Consider the following 13,989-nt stretch of genomic DNA (forward strand, 5'->3'; position numbering starts at 1 on the left):
TATAAATCTCCGTATAAACATAAATATTATATACAATTATATATAGATTAAACACACAAATACCAATTCAATTTAGGAGGGTAAATGTTCAAAAAAGAATTCCAAAAATCATTCAACAATAAAATGGTTTATCTTGATAGTGGTGCAACTTCTATGAAGTTAGATCTTGTTGTAGAATCTGAAATTGAATTTTTAACAAAATTCAACACAAACACTCACAACGAAGTGTCTGAAAGTTCATCTAAGATAAATGAATTAATTGAAAATTTACGCGTAAAAGTTAAAGAATTTTTAAATACAAAAGAGGGTAATGTGGCTTTTGTTTCTGGAACAACATATGCATCAAACCAATTAGCATTCGGTTTAATTGAAGAAATTAATGCCAAACATGAAGTTGTAGTTACTGCTGTAGAACACAGTTCAAATCTGCTTCCATGAATTGAAATCTCAAATAAAACAGGTGCTAAACTAAATTATTTTGACTTAAATAATGACGGAACAATTGATATCAAAAGCATAAATAAAGTGGTTAATAAGAATACAAAAATAGTATCTTTTGCCCACATTTCTAACACACTTGGATATGAAAATGATGTAAAAAAAATAGTAGAAGAAATCAAAAAAATAAATGAAAATACATTAATTTTTATCGATTGTGCTCAATCAATATCACATGAAAAGATTAATGTTTTTGAATGGGGAGTTGATGCAATTACTTTTTCAACACACAAAATGTACGGGCCATTTGGACTGGGTATTTTGTGAGCAAAAGACACAATTTTAAACAGATTAAAACCACTAGTACTTGGTGGTGGTAACATAGTTAGTGTTGAAAGAAATTCATTTCAACTATCAGATGGACCACATAAACTTGAAGCTGGAACTATGAACTTAAGTTCAATTTATGCTTTCGATAAGTTATTAGATTGATATCAAAAAACAGATATTAATAACATTAAAAGTTATGAATTAAAATTGAAAAAATATTTTGTTAGTGAATTTAACAAACTAAATGACGATGAAATTATTATCTATAATCTAGATAATAATCAGTCATCAATACTATTCAACATCAAAGGTGTAAGCTCACAAGATTTTGCAATATTTTTAGAAAAAAAATATCAAATTATTACTCGCGCGGGACAACATTGCGCTCAGTTGACTAAAGAATTAACAAATAGCAAAACAACAGTTAGAGCGACATTATCTATAGTAAATACAAAAGCAGATATTGATAAATTAATTGAAGCATTTAAAGACAAAGATAAATGAAGTGAGTACATAATTTAAGGGGCAATATGAACAACAGAGAAATAATGCTAAAAAATTATACTAACCCAGAATTCAAAAGAGATTTAAGAGGTTCAAATATTGTCATTGAAGAATATAAATCAAGATCATGTAATGATGATGTTGTTTTATATTTTAATGTTAAAGGTTTAATTATAAAGGAAATGACCTTTTTAGGAGATGGGTGTGCAGTTTCAACATCTAATGCAAATATTATTTGTAAGATATTTACAAATAAGCAAATTGATGAATGTAAATTAATTGCTGAAGAATATCTAAAAATGATTAACAATGAAGCATTTGATAAACAAATAGTTGGTGAGTTAATCATTTTTGAAGAAATTAAAAATCAAAGAAGTAGAAAGACATGTGCAACTTTAACAATGAACACATTCAATAACTATATTAATAAATCATATTAATATATAATATATGCAAGGCGTGGGCCTGACAGGAGAATATTATTGTATGAAAAAAGCAGATAACATTAAAGTTAAAATTACTGCCATAGAAAACTTTGGTGCTTTTATTGAGCATCATAATGAAGATGAGGTTTGAAAAGGATTAATACACATTTCTGAATTTTCTGACTTCTTCGTTACAGCTATTACTGACTTTGTAAATGTTGGTGATGAAGTTGATGTTGAAATCTTAGAAGTAAATAACGATAAAAAACAATTGAAATTGAGTTACAAATCAATTAGACCAGAACTAAAAAAGTCATCAGAAATTAGAGAAACTGGTGATGGTTTTGACAAACTAAAATCAAATACTGATAAAAAAGTAAACAAAAGGTAATTAATGATTAATACTAATTTAAAATTCTCAGGAATTGAAAAAGAAGTAAAACAGTTTGACAAAAATAAAGTTTCTAATATACACAAAATGATCCATGAAAAATCAGGTCTTGGTAACGAATTCTTAGGATGAGTTGATTGACCAGAAACTTTTAATAAAGCAGAACACGATAGAATGAAAGTTGTTGCAAACGACTTGCGTTCTAAAATAGATGTTTTATTAGTTGTAGGAATCGGAGGGAGTTATCTTGGTGCTAGAGCAGCAGATGAAATGATCAGAGGTTTATACCCAACTGACAAAGTTGAATTAATATATGTGGGAAACACTATGAGTTCAACTTACACTCAAAACATACTTGACTATATCAAAAACAAAGAATTCGGAATTGTTAATGTTTCTAAATCAGGAACAACAACAGAACCAGGAATCGCATTTAGAATTTTTGAAGAATTCTTAATTAACACAAAAGGTAATGATGTTGCTAAATCAAGAATCGTTGCTGTAACAGATAAATCACGTGGTGCATTAAAAGAAATGGCTGACGCAAAAGGATATGAAACTTTTGTAATTCCAGATGACATCGGTGGTAGATTCTCTGTAACAACTCCGGTTGGATTATTTGCATTATTGGTAGCCGGTGTTGACACTGACGCAATAATGAGAGGCGCACTAAAATCCAAAAAAGATCTATCAAAAGAATCGAATGATGCTTACCAATATGCGATCGCGAGATACTTACTTCACACAGAGAAAAAATATTCATCTGAGATGTTGGTATCATACGAACTTCAATTACAAGTTTTTACTGAATGGTGAAAACAATTATTTGGAGAATCAGAAGGTAAGGATGGTAAAGGTCTTTTGCCAACAAGTTGTATTTTTTCAACTGATCTTCATTCACTTGGGCAATTTATTCAAGATGGTACAAAAAACATAATATTTGAATCAATTATTCGTGTTAAAAAACCACAAGTGGATATCAATGTTCCTAAATTAGAAAATGATTTAGACGGACTAAACTATTTAACTAAAAATTCATTACACAAAATTAACAATATCGCAATTGAAGGAGTAATTGATGCCCATGTAAATGGCGCTCAAATTCCAAATATTGTTTTAGAGTTTGATAAAATGGATGATGAAATGTTTGGTTATGCAACATATTGATTTATGAAAGCTTGTGCTATGAGTGCTTATCTATTGGGTATTAATCCATTTGATCAGCCAGGTGTTGAGGTTTATAAAAAAAATATGTTTAAACTACTCGGGAAACCAGGAATTAAATAGAATCAAAAAGCAGTTAAAACTGCTTTTTTATTTATGCATTATTTATGCAATTAAAAATCATTAAAACATTTATCTTGTTAAAATAGTAGTGAGGTTTTTATGATAAAAAATACTGAATTAGTTTATTTAAGTGAAAAACAATCAATGCTTGATAACTACATAATTAAATCAAAACAAATTACTGTAAATGATGATGTTAAAAAGAAAAAAAGAATCGCATTTATGGTTGAGTTATTTGAATTTATTAATGAAGAAAAAAGCTTTAAGTACTGATCAAATAAACGCAACATAAATCAAAACGATTTAATTGAAGAGTTTATTGATGGTATTCACTTTATTATTTCTATAGGTAATGATTTATCATTTAACTTCAATGACCACAAAGATAATTATTTTAAAAATAATATTGATGATTGTATTATCGACATTATTGAGAAATTTAATACATTCAACAAAAAACTAGACACAATAACATATGATGAAATGTTAACAAGTTTTTTAAACATTGGATTTAACTTAAATTTTCAAACTGATGAAATATTAAAAATATATAACGAAAAAAATAAGAAAAATTTTGAGAGACAAGACAATGGATATTAATACAATCACAAGTACAAAAAACGAGTACATAAAAGAAATTTCAAAATTGAAAACTGATTATTCAGAAAAGTACATCTTAGAGGGTGTACATACAATCGAAGAAGCTCTTAAATATGGAGTTATTGAATCAATATTATTCACAAACAAAAACACAATCAAGTTGAGTGAATATGGAGATGCAATTAAAAAATACCTAATTACAGAAGAGGTGGCTCAAAAAATAAGTGCCGTCAAAACAAACCAAGGTGTATTTGCTGTTTGTAAAATAATTGAAAAAGAAATTGATTTAAGTAGTAATGTTTTAGTTTTAGATGATGTACAAGACCCGGGTAACATGGGAACTTTAATTAGAAGTGCAAAAGCATTTGGGTTTAATTCAATTGTAGCTGGAGAAAGAAGTGTTGGTTTCTTTAACCCAAAAGTTGTTAGATCAACACAAGCTAATCATTTTTCAATGAGTCTTGTTAAAAAGAATCTTGAACAAATGATTAAGTTTTTAAAAGCGAACGAGTATTTAATTGTAGGTACTTTTTTGAATCAAGATTCAAAAAAAACTATCACATCAAATACGAAATTTAAGGATAAAAAAATTGCACTTATTTTAGGAAATGAAGGTAATGGGATTGATATCGAATATTTAGAATCAATTGATGTTAACTATGTAATTAAGATGAGTGAAGAAGTTGAGTCACTAAATGTTGCCATTGCTGGTTCAATAATAATGAGTAGTATATATAAAATCTAATAATTTGATTTAGTGGTAAAATCAAAACATTCACGAGGTAAGTATGGATTACAAAGCAATGATTAACAATGAGTTCATTGTTACAAAAAATAAACAAAATATTTTAAGCCCAATTGACAATAAAGTAATTGGTACTGTTAGTGCGTTATTAGAATCAGATATCAATAATGCATATGACGTTGCAAAAACTTCACAAAAAGAGTGAGAGAAAACTCAATTGCTTAAAAGAATAGAAGTTATTGAAAAATTTAAAAATGAAATTATCAAAAATAAAGATAAAATTGCAGACATTATGATGGCAGAAATTGCCAAACCATTAAAAGAGTCTTTAGCAGAAGTACAAAGAACAGTTGAAATAATTGATTTTACAATCGAAGAAGTTAGACGTTTTTATCCAACAGCAATGGACGCTAAGGGTTGAGGAATTGAAAATAAAATAGGTGTATTTGAAAGAGTGCCTGTTGGAGTAGTTTGTGCTATTTCACCATTCAACTATCCATTCAACTTAGCATTAGCAAAAATAATTCCAGCACTATTAACTGGAAATACAGTTGTATTTAAACCAGCAACACAAGGGTCATTAACTGGTTCATTTATTGGAAAGTTGTGAGTTGATGCTAAATTGCCAAAAGGTATATTTAACGTAGTTACTGGTAAGGGAAGCGATATTGGTGACATTATTGTCTCAAATAAAAACATCAACATGATTTCTTTTACTGGTTCAGTAAAGGTTGGTCAAAGAATTAAATCAATCGCAAAAACTTCAAACATCGTTTTAGAACTTGGTGGTAAAGATGCTGCTTTAGTTTTAGATGATAAAAATTTAGATCTATATGTATCAGAAATTATTAGTGGTTCATTTGGTTTTGCTGGACAAAGATGTACAGCTATAAAACGTGTACTAACAACTAATGAAGTGGCTGATAAATTGGTTCCATTATTAGAGGCAAAAATAAAAGCATTTAAACACGGAAACCCAAAAACAAATCCCGATATAGTACCTGTGGTTAATGAGCCAACAAGAGATTATATTATGGGATTAATTGATAACGCTAAAACTAAAGGCGCATCAATTAAAACTGGTGGAACATACGAAGGTAATTTAATACAAGCTACATTAATTGATAACGTAACTAAAGATATGAGAATTGCTTGAGAAGAACCATTTGGTCCAGTACTTCCAATTATTAGATGTAAAGATTTGGATGAAATTATAACAATCCAAAATGAATCAAATTTTGGGTTACAGTCATCAGTGTTTACAACAGATATTAATTTGGCATTTAGTGTAGCTAAACAAATTGAAGTAGGTACAGTTAACATTAATTCAAGACCACAACGTGGACCTGATAATTTTCCGTTCTTAGGAATCAAAGATTCGGGAGAAGGTGTCCAAGGTATCAAAGAGTCATTAAATTCAATGACTCGTTATAAAGGTATTGTTATTAATTGAAAATAAAAAGTTGTTAGATCACTAACAACTTTTTTTATTCACTAAGATTTAACTCTGTTTGTTTTGGTTCATCGGGTGAAACATGGGGTTTTACTATTAAGATTTTTCTAATTAGTTTACCTCAAGCTGTAACAACTATTCCAAGTACAAATACATAAAACACAGTCCCAAAGCTAATGTTTACTACTAAGAAGTTTCCGATATCACTTCAAGGTGTACCGGTTAACCCCATAATAATAATTACTATGAAACCAGGGGCAAGTATTAATAAGTTCATAGCAGTTCTACCAACTGAATAAGATTTAATTCCCGTTACTTTTAAAAAGTTTGTGCAAATAGAATTGTAAGGACCAGATAATAAACTTGCATATACTCAAAGCGCAATACCTAGTGCATAACATGCGAATGCTAACATAAATATATAAACTCGAATCCCTGGTGCAGCGTTTGCAATTGCAGCACCAGGAATATAAAGTAAGTTCATTTCGATTAATAATGGAATTCCTAAGATTATTATGATATCACCAACAACTGCCAGACCCATCATTACAAATAACATTTTGTTACGTGTAGTTTTATAATCTTTAGCAACTCAGATTGACATAAATATTAAAGATACGATAGACATTCCAACATATAACAATCCGCAATATAGGGCATAAGGGCTATCTTGTACTTTAATAGTTCCAGGAACTATTGTTGTTCCTTGAGTTTCCATTAAACCCTCTGATGAAAATAAACCAGAAAATATAGTGAAGTCAATCATGCTAACTCCAACGGCCGTTTGTGAACCTATAGTGATACCCAAGGTAAATATATATAATCCAAGAATAAGAGCTACTATTCGAAATGAATAATTTCTTTTATTTAAGCTTATATCTTTAACTAGATAATTTCATTTTGTTTTTATTTCAAACATGATGTCTCCAATTTTTGTTCATATAATATATATAATTTGTATACATTTATTATAAAATAGTAATTAAAGAAAAGGGCTAAATATGATATCTAAAATAATTAAATTTACATTACTGACTATTATCTCATTATTCATGATTTTACCTTTTATATTATTTCAAGGTGATGATGGTGTTGTATTTGGGACATTGTTTGATCAAACAATTTTTAAAGACTTTGGCGACCCAACATCAATCACTACAGCTAACAAATTAATTGTTCCGCTAATTGGAACATTATCAATTGCTTTATTAATCTTATTAATTGTCTTTTATTTATATGAAGCTTTTTTAGAACAAAAAACATTTGGATTAATAATAGTTATGAATATAGTGTTATTCATATCAATTGTTGTATTTGGATTATATTTTTATGGATATATTGCAATTGATAATATTATTGGAGAAAGTAATCCATTAACATTTGGAGAAACAAAAGTTACAAGTCTAGTATTTAATATTGCATTGTCTGGAACAATGCTGAGTTTAGTTTTTATATTGTTTGTATATTCGAATGTGCTTTGATTTCCAATTGTGGCAGATAAATTTAGAAGTAGTAACAAATCATTTTCTTTCAAACCAAAAAAAATATTTAACAAGAAAGAAAAACAATCAATCGTTGACGAAGATGAAGATTTAGACGAAGACGGTATGGGTTCACTACAACCAGGGCTTGAAAGAAATGAAATTCAACAACGTAAAGTTGCAGCATCTCACGGTAGAGTATCAATTGATGAATTTGAAGAAGTATATGGTTTACAACTAAAAACACAATTATTAACAGATAGTAGTTTAGAACCATATGTTGAACAGCCAAAACAACCTAAGTATGAAACAGAAATTCCAAAGGTAAGTAAATCTGATCTTGAGATTCCAACAAAAGTAGATAGAGATGTCGAAAAAATATTTGATGATTACGAAAGAAGATTAAAAGATGAAAATGAACCCATTTCACCACAACGTGAAATTGTTCAAAATAATAATTTAGATAATGGTGAATATTTCATGCCAAGAAATAGGGTTGTAAACCAAAACCAAGTAAATGAAGATCCGTTTTTTAGTGCATCAAATAATAGAGTTAAAAATAACACAATAGAACAAGAAGATTTATTACGTGATTCAGAAAGAATAAAACAACTTTTAGAACCTAAAAGAAATCATGCTCCGGCTGCAGTTCAACCCGCAGTTGTTAAAAAAATTAAAAAAGAAAAAATTAAAGAAATAATACATGCACTTCCAACTGAAATTGTTTCAACTAACTTAACACAAGTAGAAGACCCATTAAGAAATGTCGACGAGACAATCACATATAATGATATTAGACAAAATAACACTGTACAAATAAGACAAACTAAAATTGATACTGAACCTCTTTATGACACAGATGAAGTGATGGTTAGTCAAGAAATAAGACAAACAATTCAGTCTAATGCACCCGAAGATACATACGAAGATACAGATGAAATAATATTCAATCGAACTGTAAATCAGGATAATAAAGACAAAAATAATGAAGACACCAAACCGCAGTCAACTTCAACAATAGACTGAGATTTAGACTAATTAAATGAACATTTTATGTTCATTTTTTATTTAAAAAAATTTTTAAAAAAAGTTTTATTTTTTTAACACAAAAGTTTTTCTTGTGGTAATATTTGTTTAGTGTGATTAATCACACGCAAGAAATAGAGAAAAAAAGCTGGAAATTATTGCAATTTCATTGTTTTTTTACACTTTATTGAACGATCTTTGAAAACTAGATAGAACATACAACAAAAAAAATTACTTGTCTTGACAAGTTGATTTCTTTTAAGTAAACAAATACATACAAAATATGACAATTTAAATGATATTGAGTCTCGAAACAAATTAAACGATAAATAACAATTTATTGAGAGTTTGATCCTGGCTCAGGATGAACGCTGGCGGCATGCCTAATACATGCAAGTCGAACGAGGGTGCTTGCACCCTAGTGGCGAACGGGTGAGTAACACGTATCTAATCTACCCTTAGGTGGGGAATAACAGTTGGAAACGACTGCTAATACCGCATGGGACACTACTATCGCATGAGAAAGTGTTAAAAGGACCGTTTGGTCCGCCAAAGGATGAGGATGCGGCGTATTAGCTAGTAGGTGGGGTAATGGCCCACCTAGGCAGTGATACGTAGCCGAACTGAGAGGTTGATCGGCCACATTGGGACTGAGATACGGCCCAAACTCCTACGGGAGGCAGCAGTAGGGAATTTTTCACAATGGACGAAAGTCTGATGAAGCAATGCCGCGTGAATGATGAAGGTCTTCGGATCGTAAAGTTCTGTTGTAGGGGAAGAATAGCACGGACAGGAAATGGTCTGTGTCTGACGGTACCCTACGAGGAAGCCACGGCTAACTATGTGCCAGCAGCCGCGGTAATACATAGGTGGCAAGCGTTATCCGGATTTATTGGGCGTATAGGGTGCGTAGGCGGTTAGATAAGTTTGAGGTTAAAGCCCGGAGCTCAACTCCGGTTCGCCTTGAAAACTGTCTTACTAGAATACAGGAGAGGTAGATGGAATTCCATGTGTAGCGGTAAAATGCGTAGATATATGGAGGAACACCAGGGGCGAAGGCGGTCTACTGGCCTGTTATTGACGCTGAGGCACGAAAGCATGGGGAGCAAATAGGATTAGATACCCTAGTAGTCCATGCCGTAAACGTTGAGTACTAGATATCGGAATTATTCGGTGTCACAGCTAACGCATTAAGTACTCCGCCTGAGTAGTATGCTCGCAAGAGTGAAACTTAAAGGAATTGACGGGGACCCGCACAAGTGGTGGAGCATGTGGTTTAATTCGAAGCAACGCGAAAAACCTTACCAGGGCTTGACATATAGTGCAATGTTATAGAGATATAACGGAGGTTAACATTAATACAGGTGGTGCATGGTTGTCGTCAGCTCGTGCCGTGAGGTGTTGGGTTAAGTCCCGCAACGAGCGCAACCCTTATCATTAGTTACTAACATTAAGTTGAGCACTTTAATGAGACTGCTAGTGCAAACTAGAGGAAGGTGGGGATGACGTCAAATCATCATGCCCCTTATGCCCTGGGCTACACACGTGCTACAATGGCCGCTACAAAGAGTCGCAATCCCGCGAGGAGGAGCTAATCTCAAAAGGCGGTCTCAGTTCGGATTGGAGTCTGCAACTCGACTCCATGAAGCCGGAATCACTAGTAATCGCGGATCAGCAATGCCGCGGTGAATACGTTCTCGGGTCTTGTACACACCGCCCGTCAAACCACGAGAGTTGGCAATGCCAGAAGTACGTATCCTAACCGCAAGGGGGGAGCGTACCAAGGTAGGGTTAGCGATTGGGGTTAAGTCGTAACAAGGTATCCCTACGGGAACGTGGGGATGGATCACCTCCTTTCTATGGAGTAATAGAAAAGAAGCAGTTGAATCGTTAAACAACTGTGTGACCAATATCATTAGTTCTATCTAGTTTTCAGAGATTGTTCGAAAGAACAATTTCTGAAAGTATCAATCGTTCTTTGAAAACTGAATATTAGATGAAAATTAGACATTTTTCCAACGTGTAACATTTAGTTATACGTTTGTAACTTTTATAACCAATTGAAAAATTGAGTTCAATAAAAATATATTAGTGGTAAAAAATACTAAAATTTCAAACTTAGTTATTAATAATAATGCAATAGGATTTTCTTAAGAAAAGTATAGTAAGGGCATATAGTGAATGCCTTGGAAAATGGAGCCGATGAAGGACGCGATTACCTGCGAAAAGTTTCGGGGAGCTGGAAGTAAGCTTTGATCCGGAAATGTCCGAATGGGGAAACCCAATATGATTAATCTCATATTATCCGACCACTGAATACATAGGTGGCGAGAAGGGAACCTTGGGAACTGAAACATCTTAGTACCAAGAGGAAAAGAAAACGAATGTGATTCTGTAAGTAGCGGCGAGCGAAAGCGGAACAGGCCAAACCGGTTTTTACCGGGGTTGTAGGACTCCTTTTAGAGTTACAAAATTTATATATAGTAGAAGCTGTTGGGAAGCAGTGCCATAGACGGTGATAGCCCGGTATACGAAATGTATAGATCTCGTAGGAGTATCCTGAGTAGGGCGGGGCACGAGAAACCTTGTCTGAATCCACCCAGACCACTGGGTAAGCCTAAATACTACCATTTTACCGATAGTGAACCAGTACCGTGAGGGAAAGGTGAAAAGAACCCCGAGAGGGGAGTGAAATAGTTCCTGAAACTATATGCTTACAAGAAGTCAGAGCCCGTTAATGGGTGATGGCGTGCTTTTTGTAGAAAGAGCCGGCGAGTTACGATAGCGTGCAAGGTTAAGCAGAATATGTGGAGCCGTAGTGAAAGCGAGCCTTAATAGGGCGTTTAGTACGTTGTCGTAGACACGAAACCGGGTGATCTAGCCATGAGCAGGTTGAAGTTTGGGTAAAACCAAATGGAGGACCGAACCAACGTTCGTTGAAAAGACCGTGGATGACTTGTGGCTAGTGGTGAAATTCCAATCGAACCCGGAGATAGCTAGTTCTCCCCGATATGGCTTTAAGGTCAGCGTCGAGGTTAAGGATTATGGAGGTAAAGCACTGAATCTATGATGGCCCCACCTAGGGGTACTGAATAGAATTAAACTCTGAATGCCATAATACCATACTCGGCAGTGAGTACATGGGTGATAAGGTCCATGCACGTGAGGGAAACAGCCCAGATCTACAACTAAGGTCCCAAAATATCCGCTAAGTGTGTAAGGATGTGAAGGTGCACAAACAGCTAGTATGTTGGCTTAGAAGCAGCCATCATTTAAAGAGTGCGTAACAGCTCACTAGTCGAGTGCCTTTGCGCCGAAAATGTACCGGGGCTTAAGCGGATTACCGAAGTTTAGGATTGTAGAGATACAGTGGTAGGGGAGCGTTCTAAGTGCGATGAAGTCAGACTGTGAGGACTGGTGGAGCGCTTAGAAGTGATTATGCCGGCATGAGTAACGTTTGGAGGTGAGAATCCTCCATGCCGTTTGACCAAGGTTTCCTGGGCAAGGTTCGTCCACCCAGGGTTAGTCAGGACCTAAGGCGAGGCCGAAAGGCGTAGTCGATGGACAACAGGTTGATATTCCTGTACTACCTATGTTGTGATGGAGTGACGGAGAAAGATAGTGGATGCCCTCTGATGGATATGAGGGTCCAAGCATAAAGGTGTGTACGTAGGCAAATCCGCGTACTTTAACATTGAAATGTGATGGGGAGTGAACACTTCGGTAATTAGCGAAGTCCATGACTCTACGCTTCCAAGAAAAGCTTCTAACTTAAGACATAGGTACCTGTACCTAGAACGAACACACGTGGTCAAGGAGAGAATCCTAAGGCAAGCGAGATAACTATTGTTAAGGAACTCTGCAAAATTACCCCGTAAGTTAGCGATAAGGGGTGCTCACTTTTAGTGAGTCGCAGTGAAGAGGAAGGGGCAACTGTTTAACAAAAACACAGCTCTATGCAAAGTCGTAAGACGAAGTATATGGGGTGACGCCTGCCCAGTGCCGGAAGGTTAAAAGGAGATGTTAGCTTCGGTGAAGCATTGAATTGAAGCCCTGGTGAACGGCGGCCGTAACTATAACGGTCCTAAGGTAGCGAAATTCCTTGTCAGGTAAGTTCTGACCCGCACGAAAGGCGTAATGATCCCTTCGCTGTCTCAACAATAGACTCGGTGAAATTTTAGTACCAGTGAAGATGCTGGTTACCCGCAACTAGACGGAAAGACCCCGTGGAGCTTTACTATAACTTTGTATTGAATTTTGGTATAGCATGTAGAGGATAGGTGGGAAACTTTGAAGCGGTCACGCCAGTGGCCGTGGAGTTAACCTTGGAATACCACCCTTGCTATATTGAAGTTCTAACCTAGGTCCGTTATCCGGATCAGGGACAGTGCATGGTGGGTAGTTTGACTGGGGCGGTCGCCTCCTAAAATGTAACGGAGGCGCTCAAAGGTACCCTCAGTACGGTTGGAAATCGTACGCAGAGCGCAAAGGTAGAAGGGTGCTTAACTGCGAGACTTACAAGTCGAACAGATGCGAAAGCAGGACTTAGTGATCCGGCGGTCCCGTGTGGAAGGGCCGTCGCTCAACGGATAAAAGTTACCCCGGGGATAACAGGCTGATCTCCCCCAAGAGTTCACATCGACGGGGAGGTTTGGCACCTCGATGTCGGCTCATCGCATCCTGGAGCTGTAGTCGGTTCCAAGGGTTGGGCTGTTCGCCCATTAAAGCGGTACGCGAGCTGGGTTTAGAACGTCGTGAGACAGTTTGGTCCCTATCTGTTGTGGGCGTTGGAAAATTGAAGAGAGCTGTTCCTAGTACGAGAGGACCGGAATGGACGCACCTCTGGTGCACCTGTTGTCACGCCAGTGGCATAGCAGGGTAGCTACGTGCGGAAAGGATAATCGCTGAAGGCATCTAAGCGAGAAGCCTCCTTTAAGATGAGTTTTCCCATTTCCTTGAGAAAGTAAGATCCCATGAATACCACATGGTTGATAGGCTGGGTGTGTAAGTGCCGCGAGGTATTTAGCTTACCAGTACTAATAGATCGAGGGCTTTTCTGAATAAGAAAATCCAAAAAAATATTGCATAAATTAATTCTAATGTTCAGTTTTCAGAGAATGATTAATTCTTTGAACAACCAGACAAATCTGGTGACAATAGTGCTGAGGTCACACCTGTTCCCATACCGAACACAGAAGTTAAGATCAGTAACGCCGACGATAGTACGCAAGTGCAAAATAGGTAATTGCCAGTTTGTTTAAAAACACCGAAAGGTGTTTTTTTGTTTGTTCATTTTAGACATAAAAAAA

9 protein-coding genes and 3 rRNA genes are annotated in these 13,989 nt (G+C 34.9%); 11 read left to right on the plus strand and 1 reads right to left on the minus strand.

The window, feature by feature from the left end:
* The first annotated feature begins 84 nt into the window (after positions 1–84).
* The 7 genes from AACL07_RS01495 (at position 85) to AACL07_RS01525 (ending at position 6,179) form a co-directional block, all read left to right on the plus strand.
* Complete coding sequence (locus AACL07_RS01495; RefSeq protein WP_338984043.1) at positions 85–1,290, plus strand: aminotransferase class V-fold PLP-dependent enzyme; 1,206 nt, start codon at positions 85–87, stop codon at positions 1,288–1,290.
* A gap of 8 nt (positions 1,291–1,298) precedes the next feature.
* Positions 1,299–1,712 (plus strand): iron-sulfur cluster assembly scaffold protein, encoded by a 414-nt coding sequence (locus AACL07_RS01500; RefSeq protein WP_338984045.1) that lies wholly within the window; start codon positions 1,299–1,301, stop codon positions 1,710–1,712.
* Positions 1,713–1,758: 46 nt separating this feature from the next.
* The gene (locus AACL07_RS01505) at positions 1,759–2,088 is read left to right on the plus strand and encodes a S1 RNA-binding domain-containing protein (RefSeq protein ID WP_338984047.1); all 330 of its coding nucleotides are present in this window, start codon (positions 1,759–1,761) and stop codon (positions 2,086–2,088) included.
* Between the two features lie 3 nt (positions 2,089–2,091).
* A complete protein-coding gene (locus AACL07_RS01510; RefSeq protein ID WP_338984048.1) occupies positions 2,092–3,375 on the plus strand; it encodes a glucose-6-phosphate isomerase in 1,284 nt (427 codons plus the stop codon).
* A gap of 99 nt (positions 3,376–3,474) precedes the next feature.
* Positions 3,475–3,975, plus strand: a complete 501-nt coding sequence (locus AACL07_RS01515) for a dUTP diphosphatase (protein ID WP_338984049.1) — start codon at positions 3,475–3,477, stop codon at positions 3,973–3,975.
* Positions 3,965–4,720, plus strand: coding sequence for an RNA methyltransferase (locus AACL07_RS01520; RefSeq protein WP_338984050.1), 756 nt, complete (start codon positions 3,965–3,967; stop codon positions 4,718–4,720). Before AACL07_RS01515 ends, AACL07_RS01520 begins: the two co-directional genes overlap by 11 nt.
* Before the next feature lie 43 nt (positions 4,721–4,763).
* Complete coding sequence (locus tag AACL07_RS01525) at positions 4,764–6,179, plus strand: NADP-dependent glyceraldehyde-3-phosphate dehydrogenase (RefSeq protein WP_338984051.1); 1,416 nt, start codon at positions 4,764–4,766, stop codon at positions 6,177–6,179.
* Positions 6,180–6,207: 28 nt separating this feature from the next.
* Here AACL07_RS01525 and AACL07_RS01530 read toward each other — a convergent pair whose 3' ends face one another.
* Positions 6,208–7,092: an SPE_1075/MLC_0560 family membrane protein gene (locus AACL07_RS01530; RefSeq protein ID WP_338984053.1), complete on the minus strand. Its 885-nt coding sequence runs from the start codon at positions 7,090–7,092 to the stop codon at positions 6,208–6,210.
* Between the two features lie 82 nt (positions 7,093–7,174).
* Between AACL07_RS01530 and AACL07_RS01535 the strand changes: the two genes are divergently transcribed.
* The 4 genes from AACL07_RS01535 (at position 7,175) to rrf (ending at position 13,934) form a co-directional block, all read left to right on the plus strand.
* On the plus strand, positions 7,175–8,692 hold the full coding sequence (locus tag AACL07_RS01535; RefSeq protein ID WP_338984055.1) for a hypothetical protein: 1,518 nt from the start codon (positions 7,175–7,177) through the stop codon (positions 8,690–8,692).
* Positions 8,693–9,016: 324 nt separating this feature from the next.
* A 16S ribosomal RNA gene (locus tag AACL07_RS01540) occupies positions 9,017–10,537 on the plus strand.
* Between the two features lie 296 nt (positions 10,538–10,833).
* Positions 10,834–13,740, plus strand: a 23S ribosomal RNA gene (locus AACL07_RS01545).
* A gap of 86 nt (positions 13,741–13,826) precedes the next feature.
* A 5S ribosomal RNA gene (gene rrf, locus AACL07_RS01550) occupies positions 13,827–13,934 on the plus strand.
* Together the 16S, 23S and 5S rRNA genes form the textbook arrangement of a ribosomal RNA operon.
* Positions 13,935–13,989: the final 55 nt, after the last annotated feature.

The organism is Spiroplasma endosymbiont of Othius punctulatus, assembly GCF_964019505.1.
In the GTDB taxonomy this organism is placed as follows: Bacteria; Bacillota_I; Bacilli_A; order Mycoplasmatales; family Mycoplasmataceae; genus TIUS-1.